Origin of the sequence: Priestia sp. D3YE.R1 (assembly GCF_049199565.1) — a bacterium.
GTDB classification, from domain to species: Bacteria; Bacillota; Bacilli; order Bacillales; family Bacillaceae_H; genus Priestia; species Priestia aryabhattai.
On sequence record NZ_JBLTHW010000014.1, the window covers coordinates 1 to 17807 of the forward strand.

The 17807-nt window shown below is 38.3% G+C and carries 14 protein-coding genes, 17 tRNA genes and 2 riboswitches; of the genes, 27 read left to right on the forward strand and 4 right to left on the reverse strand.

The features are described 5' to 3' along the window. The first annotated feature begins 42 nt into the window (after positions 1-42). From ACOZIR_RS27515 to ACOZIR_RS27595, 17 genes are all read left to right on the forward strand, one after another. Positions 43-117: transfer RNA gene (locus ACOZIR_RS27515), tRNA-Asn, on the forward strand. A 3-nt stretch (positions 118-120) separates the two neighbouring features. Continuing rightward, positions 121-212: transfer RNA gene (locus ACOZIR_RS27520), tRNA-Ser, on the forward strand. A gap of 21 nt (positions 213-233) precedes the next feature. Beyond that, positions 234-308 (forward strand) — tRNA-Glu (locus ACOZIR_RS27525). A gap of 23 nt (positions 309-331) precedes the next feature. Next, a tRNA-Val gene (locus ACOZIR_RS27530) sits at positions 332-407 on the forward strand. 11 nt (positions 408-418) lie between these two features. Continuing rightward, a tRNA-Met gene (locus ACOZIR_RS27535) sits at positions 419-495 on the forward strand. 3 nt (positions 496-498) lie between these two features. Further along, a tRNA-Asp gene (locus tag ACOZIR_RS27540) sits at positions 499-574 on the forward strand. A 15-nt stretch (positions 575-589) separates the two neighbouring features. Next, positions 590-665: transfer RNA gene (locus ACOZIR_RS27545), tRNA-Phe, on the forward strand. A gap of 25 nt (positions 666-690) precedes the next feature. Continuing rightward, positions 691-766: transfer RNA gene (locus tag ACOZIR_RS27550), tRNA-Thr, on the forward strand. A gap of 10 nt (positions 767-776) precedes the next feature. Beyond that, positions 777-860: transfer RNA gene (locus tag ACOZIR_RS27555), tRNA-Tyr, on the forward strand. Positions 861-865: 5 nt separating this feature from the next. Continuing rightward, a tRNA-Trp gene (locus ACOZIR_RS27560) sits at positions 866-939 on the forward strand. Between the two features lie 30 nt (positions 940-969). After that, positions 970-1045: transfer RNA gene (locus ACOZIR_RS27565), tRNA-His, on the forward strand. Between the two features lie 28 nt (positions 1046-1073). Then, positions 1074-1148, forward strand: a tRNA-Gln gene (locus tag ACOZIR_RS27570). Positions 1149-1153: 5 nt separating this feature from the next. Then, positions 1154-1228, forward strand: a tRNA-Gly gene (locus tag ACOZIR_RS27575). A 32-nt stretch (positions 1229-1260) separates the two neighbouring features. Then, positions 1261-1334: transfer RNA gene (locus ACOZIR_RS27580), tRNA-Cys, on the forward strand. A gap of 14 nt (positions 1335-1348) precedes the next feature. Beyond that, positions 1349-1437, forward strand: a tRNA-Leu gene (locus ACOZIR_RS27585). Positions 1438-1467: 30 nt separating this feature from the next. After that, a tRNA-Leu gene (locus tag ACOZIR_RS27590) sits at positions 1468-1549 on the forward strand. Positions 1550-1621: 72 nt separating this feature from the next. Next, positions 1622-1695: transfer RNA gene (locus tag ACOZIR_RS27595), tRNA-Gly, on the forward strand. A gap of 115 nt (positions 1696-1810) precedes the next feature. On the opposite strand, the gene ACOZIR_RS27600 is transcribed toward ACOZIR_RS27595, so the two are convergent. After that, a complete protein-coding gene (locus tag ACOZIR_RS27600) occupies positions 1811-2476 on the reverse strand; it encodes a B3/4 domain-containing protein (RefSeq protein ID WP_045295310.1) in 666 nt (221 codons plus the stop codon). Between the two features lie 129 nt (positions 2477-2605). Here ACOZIR_RS27600 and queG point away from each other — a divergent pair, with 129 nt between their 5' ends. From queG to ACOZIR_RS27640, 8 genes are all read left to right on the forward strand, one after another. After that, the gene (gene queG, locus ACOZIR_RS27605; RefSeq protein ID WP_421536090.1) at positions 2606-3742 is read left to right on the forward strand and encodes a tRNA epoxyqueuosine(34) reductase QueG; all 1137 of its coding nucleotides are present in this window, start codon (positions 2606-2608) and stop codon (positions 3740-3742) included. Positions 3743-3814: 72 nt separating this feature from the next. Beyond that, positions 3815-4702: an amidase domain-containing protein gene (locus ACOZIR_RS27610; RefSeq protein ID WP_045295309.1), complete on the forward strand. Its 888-nt coding sequence runs from the start codon at positions 3815-3817 to the stop codon at positions 4700-4702. A gap of 64 nt (positions 4703-4766) precedes the next feature. Further along, positions 4767-5240, forward strand: a complete 474-nt coding sequence (gene trmL, locus ACOZIR_RS27615) for a tRNA (uridine(34)/cytosine(34)/5-carboxymethylaminomethyluridine(34)-2'-O)-methyltransferase TrmL (protein ID WP_016762878.1) — start codon at positions 4767-4769, stop codon at positions 5238-5240. 465 nt (positions 5241-5705) lie between these two features. Then, positions 5706-7601 carry a PrkA family serine protein kinase gene (locus tag ACOZIR_RS27620; RefSeq protein ID WP_013055179.1) on the forward strand — a complete coding sequence of 632 codons (1896 nt, stop codon included), beginning with the start codon at positions 5706-5708 and terminating at the stop codon, positions 7599-7601. Between the two features lie 321 nt (positions 7602-7922). Next, a complete protein-coding gene (gene yhbH, locus ACOZIR_RS27625; protein WP_028412691.1) occupies positions 7923-9101 on the forward strand; it encodes a sporulation protein YhbH in 1179 nt (392 codons plus the stop codon). Between the two features lie 104 nt (positions 9102-9205). Next, positions 9206-10237: a DUF3231 family protein gene (locus ACOZIR_RS27630; protein WP_045295308.1), complete on the forward strand. Its 1032-nt coding sequence runs from the start codon at positions 9206-9208 to the stop codon at positions 10235-10237. A gap of 143 nt (positions 10238-10380) precedes the next feature. Then, positions 10381-11277, forward strand: coding sequence for a cation diffusion facilitator family transporter (locus ACOZIR_RS27635; protein ID WP_045295312.1), 897 nt, complete (start codon positions 10381-10383; stop codon positions 11275-11277). Positions 11278-11537: 260 nt separating this feature from the next. After that, on the forward strand, positions 11538-11993 hold the full coding sequence (locus ACOZIR_RS27640; RefSeq protein ID WP_224357742.1) for a VanZ family protein: 456 nt from the start codon (positions 11538-11540) through the stop codon (positions 11991-11993). A gap of 101 nt (positions 11994-12094) precedes the next feature. Here ACOZIR_RS27640 and ACOZIR_RS27645 read toward each other — a convergent pair whose 3' ends face one another. The 3 genes from ACOZIR_RS27645 to ACOZIR_RS27655 all read right to left on the reverse strand — a co-directional run bounded on the left by ACOZIR_RS27645 (position 12095) and on the right by ACOZIR_RS27655 (position 14630). After that, complete coding sequence (locus ACOZIR_RS27645) at positions 12095-12283, reverse strand: hypothetical protein (RefSeq protein WP_045295307.1); 189 nt, start codon at positions 12281-12283, stop codon at positions 12095-12097. Continuing rightward, positions 12261-14030, reverse strand: coding sequence for a phosphomethylpyrimidine synthase ThiC (gene thiC, locus ACOZIR_RS27650; RefSeq protein WP_045295306.1), 1770 nt, complete (start codon positions 14028-14030; stop codon positions 12261-12263). The genes ACOZIR_RS27645 and thiC overlap by 23 nt, the downstream gene beginning before the upstream one ends. A gap of 113 nt (positions 14031-14143) precedes the next feature. Then, positions 14144-14258, reverse strand: a riboswitch (TPP riboswitch). A gap of 81 nt (positions 14259-14339) precedes the next feature. Next, positions 14340-14630 carry a hypothetical protein gene (locus tag ACOZIR_RS27655; protein WP_045295305.1) on the reverse strand — a complete coding sequence of 97 codons (291 nt, stop codon included), beginning with the start codon at positions 14628-14630 and terminating at the stop codon, positions 14340-14342. Between the two features lie 457 nt (positions 14631-15087). On the opposite strand from ACOZIR_RS27655, the gene ACOZIR_RS27660 reads away from it, so the two are divergent. Beyond that, positions 15088-15912: an undecaprenyl-diphosphate phosphatase gene (locus ACOZIR_RS27660; protein ID WP_045295304.1), complete on the forward strand. Its 825-nt coding sequence runs from the start codon at positions 15088-15090 to the stop codon at positions 15910-15912. A gap of 273 nt (positions 15913-16185) precedes the next feature. Further along, a riboswitch (cyclic di-AMP (ydaO/yuaA leader) is annotated at positions 16186-16326 on the forward strand. A gap of 106 nt (positions 16327-16432) precedes the next feature. Further along, entirely contained in the window at positions 16433-17692 is a 1260-nt protein-coding gene (locus ACOZIR_RS27665) for a cation:dicarboxylate symporter family transporter (RefSeq protein WP_045295303.1), read from the forward strand. Positions 17693-17807: the final 115 nt, after the last annotated feature.

Below are 17807 nucleotides of genomic sequence, written 5' to 3' on the forward strand. Positions count from 1 at the left end.
CTTTGTCCCTGTGAGAGTAGGACGTTGCCAGGCTATTATTATTCCACAGTAGCTCAGTGGTAGAGCTATCGGCTGTTAACCGATCGGTCGTAGGTTCGAGTCCTACCTGTGGAGCCATTTGGAGAGCTGTCCGAGTGGCCGAAGGAGCACGATTGGAAATCGTGTAGGCGGTTAACGCTGTCTCAAGGGTTCAAATCCCTTGCTCTCCGCCATTTTTATTTAATTAGCACAGTGGCCCGTTGGTCAAGCGGTTAAGACACCGCCCTTTCACGGCGGTAACACGGGTTCGAATCCCGTACGGGTCACCATTTATTTTTATCTACATAATAGTGGAGGATTAGCTCAGCTGGGAGAGCACCTGCCTTACAAGCAGGGGGTCGGCGGTTCGATCCCGTCATCCTCCACCATATATTATCATCGCGGGGTGGAGCAGTTCGGTAGCTCGTCGGGCTCATAACCCGAAGGTCGCAGGTTCAAATCCTGTCCCCGCAACCAAGTGGTCCCGTGGTGTAGCGGTTAACATGCCTGCCTGTCACGCAGGAGATCGCGGGTTCGATTCCCGTCGGGACCGCCATTTTAAATTGAATAAGGCTCGGTAGCTCAGTTGGTAGAGCAAAGGACTGAAAATCCTTGTGTCGGCGGTTCGATTCCGTCCCGAGCCACCATTTTAAAAACAAATGTTTTTAAAATGCCGGTGTAGCTCAACTGGTAGAGCAACTGACTTGTAATCAGTAGGTTGGGGGTTCAAGTCCTCTTGCCGGCACCACAGTTATTGTGGAGGGGTAGCGAAGTGGCTAAACGCGGCGGACTGTAAATCCGCTCCTTCGGGTTCGGCAGTTCGAATCTGCCCCCCTCCACCATTTACAGGGGCATAGTTTAAAGGTAGAACTACGGTCTCCAAAACCGTCAGTGTGGGTTCGATTCCTACTGCCCCTGCCAATTATAAAATTAACATTGCATATATACGTGGCGATTGTGGCGAAGTGGTTAACGCACCGGATTGTGGTTCCGGCATTCGTGGGTTCGATTCCCATCAGTCGCCCCATTTATAAACGATATGCATATTCCAATATTGGGCTATCGCCAAGCGGTAAGGCAACGGATTTTGATTCCGTCATGCGTTGGTTCGAATCCAGCTAGCCCAGCCATATTTGCGGAAGTAGTTCAGTGGTAGAACACCACCTTGCCAAGGTGGGGGTCGCGAGTTCGAACCTCGTCTTCCGCTCCAATTTTAATAAAGTTATTTAGTCTTGAGTAAATGGCGGCATAGCCAAGTGGTAAGGCAGAGGTCTGCAAAACCTTTATCACCGGTTCAAATCCGGTTGCCGCCTCCATTTATTTACAAGCTGCCGGGGTGGTGGAATTGGCAGACACACAGGACTTAAAATCCTGCGGTAGGTGACTACCGTGCCGGTTCAAGTCCGGCCCTCGGCACCATTTATAATTTTAACTTGCCTTTTTTATTTTGCCGATGTGGCGGAATTGGCAGACGCGCACGACTCAAAATCGTGTTCCTTCGGGAGTGTCGGTTCGACCCCGACCATCGGTACTTTAGCTTTACTTGACAGGATGATTCCTGTTTTTATTTTTACTTATTGGTCGACAAATTTTGATAATATTTGCGGGTGTAGTTTAGTGGTAAAACCTCAGCCTTCCAAGCTGATGTCGTGAGTTCGATTCTCATCACCCGCTCCATACATATTGTTATCACAACGCAGTGTCTCGCTTTCAAAGCTGAGATGTTGCGTTTTTTATTTTTAGCGTAAATACAGCGTCTATCTTTTCAAGATAGACGCTGTATTTACGTACATCAGTTAATGACTTGATAGGTTGCTTCGCCGCCGTGAATTTGAATGAACATGTCACTTAGGGATTTAGTTAGTTTATAAGCCTGTTCTTCTGAAAGTGAAGGTTTTAAATAGATGAACTGTACAGCTTGTGTTGTCTTTTCAGTTACGTACGCTCGGTTAGAATCAACATAAGGGCTTCCGAAAGCTCCGAGGGCATCTTTTGAAATGATTTTATTTTCTAAAGAAATGTTACGTTCATTTAGAGCTTCATAAGACTCTTCTTTTTTACCGATAGTAAATTCAACGTGGCCCTCTAAATTAGAGGAATCATAAATTCCAATTGGTACTTCATATTGCAATGAAAAAAAGTTATTAATGTCCACAGCAGAATTGATAGAAGGCAGATACGTTTGTTTTCCTATTCGTCGAATTAAAGCTTCTATAGAAGGACGGTATTTACTTGGATCAGTACCAAATGTTTTGAAAAGCTTTCTCCACTCGCTAACACCTTTAAATTCTGTTACTTTTTTTGACTCAAGGTCGAAATAAATGGATTCTTGAAAAAGGCGTAGACGTCCTTTTAGCATTTGAGGAGAATCGCCAACTTCAATATTTTTATACTGAATGATTCCCATTTTAAAAGAAGGGCAAAGCTGTTTAATAGAGGGTGATAATGTAAAGTTCATTTTTTTGATCCTTTCTATTATAATTAGTATTTGTTCGTTTATAGATACCATCCTATCATTTCATTGAGTGAGAAAACAGTTCAATGCATGAATATATAGAATTTCTGAGAAAGGAGGCTATGACTCACTATGAATGCGTATCAGTTGAAGGAAGAAATTATTTCATACAGCAAGGAGATTGGAATCGATAAGATTGGATTTGCGAGTGCTTCTATGTTTGGTGAATTAAAGAATCGATTGTTAGCACAGCAAGAGTTAGGTTATGCTTCAGGCTTTGAAGAACCTGATATTGAAAAGAGAGTAGATCCCACATTAGTTGTTCCAAAAGCTAGATCTATTATTTCAATTGCACTTGCGTATCCTTCTAAATTAAAGGATGCACCAAAGAGCACAAAGGAAGATCGCCGAGGGATCTTTTGCCGTGCTTCTTGGGGACAAGATTATCATACGGTTTTACGTGATAGGCTTCAAAAGCTTGAAGCTTTCATAAAAGAAAAAGTACCTGCAGCTATCCTTCAATCGATGGTAGACACAGGCGAGCTGTCGGACCGAGCTGTAGCGGAAAGAGCTGGTATTGGCTGGAGCGGTAAGAACTGTGCCATTATTACACCTGAATTCGGTTCCTACGTGTATTTAGGAGAAATGATTACAGATATCCCGTTTCCTCCTGATAAACCGATAGAAGACGGTTGTGGTACTTGTAATAAGTGCGTGGACGTGTGTCCTACCGGCGCGCTTGTAACAGGCGGTCAGCTGAATTCGCAGCGATGCATTGCCTTTTTAACCCAAACAAAAGGATTTTTAGCTGAACAATTTCGAAGTAAATTAGGCAATCGTTTATATGGCTGTGATACATGTCAAACTGTGTGTCCTGAAAATAAAGGAAAAGACTTTCATTTCCACCCTGAGATGGAGCCTGACCCAGAACTTGCGAAGCCTAAATTAAAACCGCTTTTAACGATGAGTAATCGTGAATTCAAAGAGAAATTTGGGCATGTTTCAGGGTCTTGGAGAGGGAAAAAGCCAATTCAGCGTAATGCCATTATTGCACTGGCCCATTTTAAAGATCAAACCGCCGTTCCAGATTTAATTGAGTTAATTAAAAATGACGTTCGCCCTGTCATTCGAGGAACAGCGGCATGGGCGTTAGGCAAAATTGGTGATAAAGAAGCGTTAGATACACTTATGAACTTAAGAGAAAAAGAAAAGGACCAAGAAGTAATTGAAGAAATGTCAAAAGGTATAGAAATGCTTCAAGAGATCTAAACCGTATTTTTATTGATAAAGTTAGCTAATGAGTCATAGCGTATAATAAACGCTTAGAAAAGTGGTGACATTATGCTAACAAAAAGGAATGTATTATATACTTTAATTAAAGCGCGTGCGGACAGCTATGTAAAAGGTGAGCTTCATGAGGACTTTAAGCCTTTCATTGAACATCAGTGTGAACTAAAGCGGTCTCTTATAAAAAAAAGAGATGTTGATGTTTTAAAATGTAACATGAAAGGTTCTATTCAATCTGCTCATAGGGATCAGGAAGAAACAAGAGTATTATATAAGGTGCACATTCAGGCATTTTTAAAACAAAACGATTTTTTCTATATAGAAGAAGAAATTGAAGATCGTTTAGCTCTTTTTTATAAAGATACGCTTATTCAAGATGAGCTGCTGGTAAAGAATTTTTCTGAAGATGAGGTTAACATGGATGTAGAAGAAGTAGAGCAAGACGAAGAAAGAGCCTCTTATTATGATCGTCTTGCGGCTGTTCAGTATGCAGAAAAATATTGGGATAAACCTAATGAAAGTTATAAGCAGTTTGAGGTAAACTGCACCAACTATATTTCACAGTGTTTGCATGCAGGAAAGGCGCCGATGCGAGGATATCCTAAAAAAGCAAACGGATGGTGGATGAGAGGGAACGCCTGGAGTTACAGCTGGGCAGTTGCTCATTCCATGCACAGCTATTTAAGTAACTCCAAATCTGGACTTCGGGCTGTGCGGAAATCTTCAGCAAGCGAACTTGTCCCTGGAGACGTTATCTGCTACGATTTTGAAGGAGATGGAAGATGGAATCATACGACGATTGTTGTAGCAAAAGACGGTCACGGTATGCCTCTTGTGAATGCGAACACGTATAATAGTCGAATGAGATATTGGGCTTATGAAGATTCAACGGCTTACACGCCAAAGATTAAGTATGATTTTTTCCATATCGTTGATCGGTAAGACTTTCGTTTTAGCAAGTTAGTGGTATAATGATGAATAGATTTGTTAGCAGAGGTGAAAATTCGTGGGAGTACACGTAGTATTATTTCAACCAGAAATTCCAGCAAATACAGGAAATATTGCGCGAACATGTGCAGCAACCAATACGACGCTGCATTTAGTGCGACCGTTAGGCTTTTCAACAGATGATAAAATGTTAAAGCGAGCTGGATTGGATTACTGGGAATTTGTAAATGTGGTGTATCATGATTCATTAGAAGAAGTATTTGAAAAGTATCCTGAAGCAGGTTTCTACTTCATCACAAAATTTGGTCAGCAGCCACATACAACATTTGATTATAGTGACTTAGAGCAGGATCATTTCTTCGTATTTGGAAGAGAAACAAAGGGTCTGCCAAAGCACATTATTGAAGAGAACATGGAGAGATGTCTTCGTTTACCGATGACAGAAAATGTTCGTTCTTTAAATTTATCTAATACAGCAGCTATTTTAATCTATGAAGCGCTGCGCCAACAAAATTATGCTGGTTTATCTTAAGTAAAAAGCGAGGTTCAAATTTTATTGAACCTCGCTTTTTTATTTATGTCGACGATGATATGTAGTGGTTATTTTTTAACGCCCGGTTTATCATTGTATCCCGCTCTGAAGATGGATGCTAAAAAAGCAATTGTTACTCCTAATACTAAAAGTAAGCGCATTGATTTTCCTCCTCAATCTAATTAAAAGGATTGGATTATACAGCTATTACAGTTAAAACCCGACTTCCCATATCTCATGATGTGTAATAATGACAAAATAACTCTTATAGAGACGTAAGTTCTCTAACAACGTTTAACCGTTCCTTCTTACTCTTTTATTATAGCTAATAAATACTTCACTGTGAATGCCTAGCAAGGACAAATTTCTGAATTTTACAATTTAAAAAGCATGTTCAAACATTTTGCTGCATAGATTGTATTAATCTTGTTCACTAGCACCATAACTAGTAGGGGAGGTCCTTTAATGGATATATTAAAGAAAGTTGAAAGATACCGCGAAGAAGAGAATCGTCTTAAGTGGGAAGGGACATTTGAAGAGTACCTAAAGCTGATTAAAGATGAGCCTTTAATTGCTCAGCCTGCACACTCTAGAGTATACAACATGATAAAGGATGCAGGAATTGAAGAGGTAAATGGTAAAAGACATTATAAATTTTTCAGTGGACAAATGTTTGGACTTGAAGATTCGCTAGAACGCTTGGTGGAAGAATATTTTCATCCAGCTGCAAAGCGTTTAGATGTTCGTAAACGTATTTTACTTTTAATGGGTCCAGTAAGTGGTGGTAAATCGACGCTAGTAACCATGTTAAAAAGAGGGCTTGAAGCTTATTCGCTTACCGATCGAGGAGCTGTTTATGCTATTAAAGGATGCCCAATGCATGAAGATCCGCTGCATTTAATTCCACATCATTTACGTAAAGACTTCTTTGAAGAGTATGGTATCCGAATTGAAGGAAACTTATCTCCTTTAAATACAATGCGATTAGAGGAAGAGTATGGCGGCAGAATTGAAGACGTCATTATCGAACGCATTTTCTTCTCAGAGGACAAACGAACTGGAATTGGAACGTTCAGTCCTTCTGATCCGAAATCTCAAGACATTGCCGACCTAACAGGAAGCATTGACTTTTCAACAATTGCAGAGTATGGATCTGAGTCAGATCCGCGCGCTTACCGCTTTGACGGAGAGCTTAATAAAGCAAACCGGGGAATGATGGAGTTCCAGGAGATGCTAAAATGTGACGAGAAATTTTTATGGCATTTACTCTCTTTAACCCAAGAAGGAAACTTTAAAGCAGGAAGATTTGCTTTAATTAGTGCAGATGAATTAATCGTAGCGCATACAAATGAAACGGAGTATCGCTCGTTTATTTCCAATAAGAAAAATGAAGCTTTGCATTCACGAATTATTGTCATGCCTGTTCCATATAACTTAAAAGTAAGTGATGAGGAAAAAATTTATGACAAAATGATTCGTGAAAGCGACGTATCAGATGTTCATATTGCCCCTCATACGTTACGTATTGCGTCTATCTTTACTACGTTAACAAGATTAAAAGAGCCTAAAAAAGGCGATATCGATTTATTAAAGAAAATGCGCCTATACGACGGTCAATCTGTAGAAGGCTATAACGATGCAGACGTAGAAGAGTTACAAAAAGAGTATACGGATGAAGGAATGAGCGGTATTGATCCTCGTTATGTCATTAATCGCATTTCATCTACCATCATTCGAAAAGATATTAAATCAATCAATGCATTAGATGTACTGCGTTCATTGAAAGAAGGGTTAGCACAGCATGCGTCTATTTCTGCTGAGGACCGAGAGCGTTACCTGAATTATATTTCTCTGGCGCGTAAAGAATATGATGAAATTGCTAAAAAGGAAGTGCAAAAAGCGTTCGTTTATTCGTACGAAGAGTCTGCTAAAACATTAATGGATAATTATTTAGATAATGTCGAAGCATACTGCAACAAAAATAAGCTTCGTGATCCGCTAACAGGAGAAGAGTTAAATCCAGATGATAAATTAATGCGTTCAATTGAAGAACAAATTGGTATTTCAGAAAATGCAAAAAAAGCATTCCGCGAAGAAATCTTAATTCGTATTTCCGCTTATGCACGTAAAGGAAAACGATTTGATTATAATTCCCATGAGCGCTTACGCGAAGCGATTCAGAAAAAATTGTTTGCGGATTTAAAAGACGTAGTGAAAATTACAACGTCCACTAAAACACCAGATGAGCAGCAGCTGAAGAAAGTAAATGAAGTAGTGGCTCGATTGATTGATGAGCATGGATACAATTCAGTATCTGCTAATGAACTGCTGCGCTATGTAGGAAGTTTGTTAAATCGATAACTCAGTACTAACAAGAAAACATGGCACTTCCGATCTGTGCCATGTTTTTCTTATCTTTAAAATACTCTGCATAATTAGGCAAGTGTGTAGTACGCATTGCACTTAACCATCATATGATAAGTCATAAACATATACATGACACTAGACACTATAAAATGAATAGTTAATAGTGAAAGAATTAGTTAGCAAGTATACCATTCTTGCGCATAGGATAAGAGTAACCAACCTTTGAACTAAAGGTATTTGTCAGAAACTTTCGGTATAGCTTATGCATGCCGAGTAAAAACGTGCAGGTGTTTTTTAAATAAGGAGGGGAAAAGCGTGGGAAAAGAAGTAGATAAAAGTTTTGCTGTCTCAAAAGAAGACTGGTCCCTCCATCGTAAAGGCCACGATGATCAAAAAAGACATCAAGAAAAAATTAAAGAAGCAATTAAAAATAATTTACCGGATTTAATTACAGAAGAAAATATCGTGATGTCCAATGGAAGAGAAGTTGTTAAAATCCCGATCAAATCATTGGATGAATATCGAATTCGGTACAATTATGATAAAAACAAACATGTGGGTCAAGGTGATGGAGACAGTAAAGTTGGGGATGTAGTAGCACGTGACGGATCTGCTGGAGATGGTCAAAAAGGAGCAGGAAAAGGTCAAGGAGCAGGTGACCAGGCTGGAGAAGACTACTTTGAAGCGGAAGTGTCCCTCATGGAGCTTCAAGAGGCTTTATTTGCTCAATTAGAACTGCCTAATCTTCAGCGAAAAGAATCTGATCAAATTGTTGTGGAACACATTGAATTTAATGATATACGACGTACAGGTTTGATGGGGAATATTGATAAAAAACGAACGATGATGAGCGCTTATAAGCGAAACGCAATGACAGGAAAGCCTGCTTTTCATCCTATTTATCCTGAGGATCTGAAATTCAAAACGTGGAATGAAGTTATAAAGCCAGAATCGAAAGCAGTCGTTTTAGCTATGATGGATACGAGCGGTTCGATGGGCATATGGGAAAAATATATGGCACGAAGCTTTTTCTTTTGGATGACACGCTTTTTACGTACGAAATACGAAACAGTGGAAATTGAATTTATTGCGCATCATACAGAGGCAAAAGTAGTGTCAGAAGAAGACTTCTTCTCTAAAGGAGAAAGTGGAGGAACCATCTGCTCATCTGCTTACCGAAAAGCGCTTGAATTAATTAACCAAAAGTATGATCCGAGCCGTTATAATATTTATCCGTTTCATTTTTCAGATGGTGATAACTTAACTTCAGATAACGCAAGGTGTGTAAAGTTAGTAAATGAATTAATGAAAGTGTCAAATATGTTTGGGTATGGGGAAGTGAATCAGTACAATCGACATTCCACTTTAATGTCTGCGTACAAAAATATTCAAGACGAAAGCTTTAGACACTTTATTTTAAAACAAAAATCAGACGTTTTTCACGCGATGAAGAGCTTTTTTAGAAAAGAGACCGAAGACCAGAAATATGCATAACCTAAAAGGCCTAGACTTGTTATCTAGGTCTTTTTTATGCGGTTTATTCAGCGCTTCTTTGGAGATAGTAAAAGTACGACCTTATCCAAAAGGAGAATAAGTGAATGAACGAAGATATAAAGAGTGAAATGCAAAAACGTCAACAAAATCAGCGGTTGAATGCAGCCGAGTTAGGTTACTTATGGGCGCAATATTTAGGTGATACGCTGTATGTATGTGTTCTTGGTTACTTTCTATCTGTTGTAAAAGATCCAGAGATTAAAGAACTCTTAAAAAAAGCACATCAGTTTTCACAAACCCATGTAGATGAATTAACGGAATTATTCAGTTCAGAAAAAATTCCAATACCAGTAGGGTTTGGGGAACAAGATGTGAACAAAGGAGTTCCTGCTTTATTTGATGATATTTTTATGGCTATTTATGTAAACGAAATGGCCATTGGAGGTATGAAGAAATATGCCAGGGCGCTAAGCGCAGTGAGAAGGCAAGATATTTATGATCACCTATCTCGATGTGTAAAAGAAAGCGACATTCTTTTAGAGAATTCTAACCACGTTATTTTAAGAAAAAGCATGCTGATGAGACCTCCAGTTATTCCTTATCCTGTAAAAGTGAATTTTGTTGATGAAAAAAAATTTATATCACCATTTTTCTCACAAATGCATCCTTTAACTTCTTTAGAGGTTACGGCTATTCAAGAAATTGTTAATACAAACGTATTAGGCAAAACGCTGATGCTGGCCTTTAGTCAAGTAGCTACCACACAAAAATTACGCTCTTATTTTTTTGATGGAGTCAAGCTTGCAAGTAAGCAAATCAAGCACTTCACCGAGTTACTGTCTGAAGCTGATTTACCAAGTCCGAGGCTGCTTGATGCATATGTAACCAACTCAACGATTTCACCGTTTTCAGATAAGCTGATGATGTATCATACTTCTACAGCGGTGACGATCGCTATTGATAACTGCGGTGCTGGTTTGTCTATGGCCTTCCGTTCGGATGTAGCAGTAGAATTTTCTCAGCTAATTGGGCGCATAGGGAAGTACGGAAAAGATGGAATTCGAATTATGATTGAGCAAGGGTGGATGGAAGAACCTCCAATGGCAACTGATCGTAAGAAGCTGGCAGAGAAATAAGAAAGATATGTTGTGGATTATCAGTAATTTTGCGGTGCTGAAACATATATAGCTAAATGAAAATAGGTTGCTCTAGACCCACTTGAATGAACAGTGATAAGATAAAAAAGCTGATTTTTCAAGAAGTAAGTCGAGGTGTGCAAATGAACAATAGTATAAGGGAGTCCATTGCCAAAAAAGTAGCATGGATTAGCGTATGGAGCAATATTGCCCTTACGCTAGGAAAAGTAATAGTAGGATGGGTTGGAAATAGTGATGCCGTATTTGCTGATGGTATTCACTCTGCAGCAGACGTATTTGCCTCTATTATTGTCTTGTTGGTTATACGAGTAGCAAATAAGCCGGCAGATGATGATCATCCATATGGGCATGGAAAAGCAGAAGTAATTGTCTCAGGGATTGTAGGAATTATTTTATTGCTTGTATCATTTTATGTGGTATTTGAAGGAGTCGTTGGTTTATTCCATCCGGTTGAATCTCCAAATATTTTAGCCATGTGGATTGCAGTTATTTCATACATAGCAAAGGTGTTGTTGTACCGTTATTCTTTAAACGTAGCGAAGCAGCACCACAGTAAGGCAATTGAGGCAATTGCATTTGATCATAAAGCAGATATTGTTGCTTCTATTGCGGCGGCAATTGGTGTTTTATTATCCATTATTGGTGATAAAATGGATGTTCAACTGCTGTTATACGGAGATAAAATAGCAAGTATCTTTGTTGCTTATTTAATTTTTAACATTGCCAGACAAATGATGGGAGAGTCTTTTCAAATCTTAATGGAAGGCAATATTGATGAAGAGCTACTGAAAGAACTTGAAGAAAGTATTTATGAATTTAAAGATGTGAAGCGGATTGATCGCGTTCGAGCAAGAGAACATGGCCATTACATATTAGTGGATGTACGTATTTCAATTGACCACTTTAAAACAATTAAGGAAGGCCATGATTTAGGACGAGAGATCAAAGCTACACTTATGAAAAAGCATGATAATATTCAGGAAGTATTAATCCATTTGAATCCTTATTATCCAGATTAAATAAGAAGCAGCGAAGTGTTATCTCGCTGCTTCTTATTATTTATAGATGTAGAAATTAATGAAATGAGTAGAATAAAATGATGAGGATTTTTATTTATAAAGAATCAAGCTTAATAAAATTGTATAAAGGGAATTGTATTTATTTATTGATGTGATAGGATAAAAAAGCATGTAAATGCATTCACTACGAATGAAAGCAGTGGACGGGTACATATAGATAATAATAAATGGTTTTGGGAGTCAAAGAAGGTGATGTTGAAGTGAATGTAAGCATCAGGTCAATCGTTAAAAAAGTCATGTTCACTCTATTTATTGCGTATACGGCAGTGGTCATTTATGCTACTCTCATACGGGAAAACGAACATGTTTACGGAAAAGCAATGAACTTGGATTTATTTAGTACGATCCGTCTGATGTGGGACAGCGGGAATATAATGCTCACTCTGACAAATATACTGGGAAATATCGTGATGTTTGCGCCTCTTGGAATGTTTATTCCTTTGTTTATGAAGTGGTTTGACGGTTTTATTCAAGTGTTTACGACTGGTTTCTTAATCAGTTTTTTGATTGAAATTTTACAGTACAAGCTAACGGAACGCGTATTTGATATTGATGATATCTTTTTGAATACGCTAGGTACATTTATAGGCTGGGTTATTATTAAAATACTATATTGGATTAAGAACATGCTGAAAGCACGTTTCAAAAAAAGATGAAAGTAACTCCATGCATGAAATCTACGTTTACCCTACCAATGAAAAAATCCGACGAGTTGGATTCTTAATCAAGAATTCAGCTCGTTCGGATCTTTCTTCAACTAAAATACTTTTTTCCCAGCTTCTGCTTCTTGTTGATAGAAACACTTAATGCAGCGTCTTACGGAAGAATGTGAGGATTCAACGATAATGTGCTGACAATTTTGCTGAACAAATAATAACTTTCCTTCAAGCTGCTTAATTTGTTCTTTAAGCTGTTCTACTTCATTATTGATAGATATTTGAACCACTGTTAACAAACTCTTTAGCTTTTTCTTTCATTCCTTCTTTTCTTACTTCGCTTACATCTTTTTCATTTTCGTGAGCCATGTTACGAATATCTTGAGAAATACGCATCGAACAGAATTTAGGTCCACACATTGAACAGAAATGGGCTGTTTTAGCACCTTCAGCGGGAAGTGTTTCATCGTGATATTCTTTTGCACGCTCTGGATCTAGTGACAGGTTAAATTGATCATTCCATCTAAATTCAAATCTTGCTTTAGACAGTGCATTATCGCGTTTTTGTGCTCCTGGATGGCCTTTTGCCAGGTCAGCGGCATGCGCAGCAATTTTATAGGTGATAACGCCTTCTCGAACGTCTTCTTTATTCGGCAGACCTAAATGTTCTTTTGGCGTTACGTAGCAAAGCATAGCTGTCCCAAACCAGCCAATCATTGCAGCGCCAATACCCGATGTAATATGGTCATAGCCTGGAGCGATGTCAGTTGTAAGCGGTCCAAGAGTATAGAAGGGAGCTTCCTGGCATATTTCCATTTGTTTATCTACGTTTTCTTTGATGAGGTGCATAGGGACATGTCCAGGACCTTCAATCATAACTTGAACATCGTGTTTCCAAGCAATTTTAGTTAATTCACCAAGCGTTTCTAATTCACCGAACTGTGCCTCATCATTAGCATCTGCAATGGAACCAGGACGTAGCCCATCGCCAAGCGAAATAGAAATATCATATGCTTTACAGATTTCACAGATTTCTTCAAAGCGAGTATATAAAAAGTTCTCTTCATGATGAGCTAAACACCACTGCGCCAAGATGGATCCTCCCCGTGAAACAATACCTGTCGTACGTTTCGCTGTCAGAGGAATATAGCGTAAAAGAACACCTGCGTGAATAGTAAAGTAATCAACACCTTGTTCTGCTTGTTCAATTAATGTATCGCGATATGCTTCCCACGTTAGATCTTCTGCTACACCTTTTACTTTTTCAAGCGCTTGGTAAATAGGAACGGTCCCTACAGGAACAGGCGAGTTGCGGATAATCCATTCGCGTGTTGTGTGGATATCCTTTCCTGTTGATAAATCCATAATTGTATCGGCTCCCCAACGCGTTGCCCATGTCATTTTTTCTACTTCATCTTCAATAGCTGAACGAATAGCTGAATTTCCGATATTAGCATTAATTTTCACGTGGAATTTGCGGCCGATAATCATCGGTTCGCTCTCAGGGTGATTGATATTATTAGGGATAATCGCACGTCCTCTTGCTACTTCTTCACGCACAACTTCAGGATCCATCTGTTCACGAATAGCGATAAATTCCATTTCGGGCGTGATGATTCCTTTTTTCGCATAGTGCATTTGCGTTACATTTTGATTTTTTTTCGCGCGCAAAGGTAAACGATTAGTAATAAAGCGCTCGTACTGATCTCTTGGATCACCATCATAATAACCGTTATCCTGTGGCTGAACCGTACGGCCTTGATATGTTTCTACATCGTTTCGTTCTGCAATCCACTTTTCGCGCAGAGCCGGTAATCCTTTTTGTAAATTAATTTCATAAGAGGGATCTGTATAAACACCGCTCGTGTCGTATACACGTACGGGACTATTTTCTTCTTCACCAAAAGACCCTGTAGTAGGAGACTGATGAATTTCACGCATAGGCACTTTAAGGTCTTGTCTGGATCCTTGGACATATACTTTGTGACTGTTTGGAAAAGGCTTTTTCATAGAAACTGATACATTTTGTTTTGACATTACATATTCCTCCGGTTTCGCATAAAGTGTAGCTATACCGAACCATAAAAAAATCGGGTTCTGTGATAGACAGAACCCGATGGAATAGGCGAAAAAAGAATAAACATATACTATTCTTTTCAAGACTACTTCCCTCCGCTGGTATAACCCAAATCAGGTTCAAAGGGTTAAAGAGTTTTATTGCACTCTTCTCTCAGTCTGAGCTACCAGACACCCCTAGTAGAAATAACATTCAAATTATTCGATTTACGGCTTAAGTTTACCATCATTCGGTAAAAAATCAACCCTTAAATAAAAAAAGCTAGACAATTAGCGTTGTCTAGCAGCATCGATTGCAATCACAATAGCTGTAATAATATGCATGATAAATCCTAAAAATGGAACCCAAGCAACCAGTGAGGTAACAATCCCTAGTATGTTTCCATAAGCAGATAACCCTCGTCTATTAGCTAAAATGAGCGTGATAGCATGAAGAATAAATCCAATAAAAAGAGGAGTATAGCTAAAGCCCATAACAATCCCCGCACCGATTAAAGGAATTCCCAGCAAGGCTTCGTACCCAGCAGTGACCCATTTCATTGTACGTACATTTCCATTCATAGTAAAAAGCCTCCTAAAAAAGATACTACTATATACGAGAAAAGAGAGAAAAAAGTTTCAAATTACTTAGGGGATATGTCGTATAAGTCAGCACTAGTTGATTAAAATGATAGATGACAGCAAAGGGGATGGAAAAAACATAATGATTTAGTCATTTTTTCACACCAAAGAAAAATAGTCTAGATGATTCATTTTTAGCTAAGGTACCGGAATTTATACCGAACATAGTGACTGCTTTTTAAAACAAATAAAAGCTGATATCTTGTTTTTTGGGTATAGGATGTAAGCTTTTTATTACAAATTATTAAAGATTCTTATCTTTTTGCAAATACACATTGTATTTCATAGTTTTAACAATTATGATAAAAAAGCAAGTGTCAAAATAGGAAAATAGTTGAGCATGTAAAACGAAGCGATAAGCTTATTAATTTGAAAGAAAGGCAAGGTACATAGCTTTATGTGGGAAATTATTGTAGCAATCATTTTAGGGATTGTAGAAGGTTTAACAGAGTTTGCTCCTGTTTCGTCAACTGGGCATATGATTATTGTGGATGACCTGTGGTTAAATTCAAAAGAATTATTTTCATCTCCAGTAGCTAATACATTTAAAATTGTTATTCAGCTAGGGTCGATCTTAGCAGTAGTTGTTATTTTTAAAGATCGTTTTATTAATTTATTAGGATTGGGAAAAAAACCAGCTGCTCCAATTGGACCGACAAATCGCTTGAATTTAATGCAGGTAATTGTTGGTCTGTTACCCGCAGGAGTGTTAGGACTTTTGTTTGATGATTACATTGATGAACATTTGTTTTCTTTAAATACGGTGCTAATTGGCTTAGTGGTCGGAGCTGTATTAATGATTCTAGCAGATTTGTTTGGACCTAAACGTCCGCGTGTAGAGACGGTGGACCAAATGTCTTATGGACAAGCACTGGGTATAGGACTGTTTCAATGTATTGCTCTTTGGCCAGGGTTTTCTCGTTCAGGCTCAACAATTTCAGGAGGGGTTCTTCTTGGAATGAGCCATAAGGCAGCCGCAGATTTTACATTTATTATGGCAGTGCCAATCATGGCAGGAGCAAGTGGACTTTCATTGGTTAAAAACTGGCAGTATTTCACATCAGATGCACTACCGTTTTTTATTGCTGGTTTTATCAGCGCCTTTATTTTTGCGCTTATATCTATTCGCTTTTTCCTGAAATTAATTAATCGTATCAAATTAGTACCATTTGCACTATATCGAATTGTTTTAGCAGCTATTCTATATTTTGTATTTTTATAAAATAAACACGCGTGTTCTTTAGTCCCTTAAGCTTCTAATTAAGACTCAAAGAGCAAGAAAAAGCTATTGCAACATTGCAATAGCTTTTTTGCATAAATATATATTATCGCCTTTTGTAAGCGTTTTATAAACATGGGTATTGACAAAACGTGTCGAAAAATAGTAAATTAATATTTGTGCAGTATAAAGTTAAGTAAAAGTAAGACTTCTGTTTAGTTTTATTGACTGTAAAAAACGTATGACAACGTATAGATCGTTTTAATTTTATAAAAACTGAATAATAAGCTTAATCGTATAGAGCGGGGGAATCATTATCGGCAGTAAAGCTGCCTTGGGGTGAATCCTTACAAAAAGGTAGGAAACTCTCAATTCCGAATCCGACAGTTAACCCCGTTTGCTTCATTGAGAGAAAGAGCCCAAAATAGCGTAAGTAAAAGGCTGTTCTTTCTTAAGAATAGTCTTTTTTTGTTTTTTCAGAAAAGTATATACAAATGTCATACATCTTTGGGGAGGTACATCTATGAAAAAAATTCGTTTTGGTTTGGCTACGCAGATTTTTACCGGTTTAATCCTCGGTGTTCTTGTAGGGGTAATTTGGTTTAACGATCCGCGTGTAGTAACATACCTACAGCCGCTAGGAGACCTATTTTTAAGATTAATTAAGATGATTGTTATTCCAATTGTTATCTCAAGCTTAGTCGTTGGAGTTGCAGGAGCAGGGAGCGGTAAACAGGTCGGAAAGCTTGGCGTTAAAACCATTCTCTATTTTGAAATTATTACAACTTTTGCAATTGTAATCGGTGTATTGATTGCTAATATTTTTCATCCTGGGCAAGGTGTAGACATTCATTCAGCACAGAAGAGTGATATTTCACAATACGTTGAAACATCCGAACAGCAAGAAGGAAAGTCAGTGGCTGAAACGTTCTTACACATTGTTCCGACAAACTTCTTCCAGTCAATTGTTGAAGGAGACATGCTAGCAATTATCTTCTTTACAGTGTTATTTGCACTTGGAGTAGCGGCAATTGGGGAAAGAGGAAAGCCAGTTGTACAATTCTTCGACGGCGTTTCTCACGCAATGTTTCACGTGGTAAACCTTGTAATGAAAGTGGCTCCAATTGGTGTATTTGCTTTAATTGGTGTAACAGTTTCAAAATTCGGCTTAGAGTCACTCCTTTCATTAGGAAAGCTTGTTATCTTAGTTTACTTAGCGTTAATTTTCTTCCTACTTGTTGTATTAGGAGGAATCGCGAAATGGGCAGGGATTAACATTTTCCACTTATTCCGCTATATGAAAGATGAACTGTTGTTAGCATACAGTACATCTAGTTCTGAGACAGTTCTTCCACGTATTATGGAAAAGCTTGAAAAGATGGGCTGTCCAAAAGCTATCGTATCGTTCGTTGTACCAATTGGTTATACGTTTAACCTAGATGGTTCTGTTCTTTATCAAGCTATTGCAGCGTTATTCTTAGCGCAAGTGTATGGTATTGATTTAACGATCGTTCAGCAGCTGACGCTCATTCTAGTATTGATGGTTACATCTAAAGGAATGGCTGCAGTGCCAGGAACATCATTTGTTGTATTACTAGCTACTCTTGGAACAATCGGCGTTCCGGCAGAAGGATTAGCCTTCATTGCGGGAGTAGACAGAATCATGGATATGGCACGTACGGTTGTTAACTTAGTAGGAAACACACTAGCAGCAATCGTAATGTCTAAATCTGAAGGTAAATTTGACCCTAAAAAAGGTACAGAGATCATGAGGGCCGGCTAATTTATAAACTTAAAAGCTACTTATTCTATTCAAAAAATTAGAATAAGTAGCTTTTTTCATAATAATTCCTTTATTATTATGGGAATTGACCCTATAATATGTAACATCAGGTATA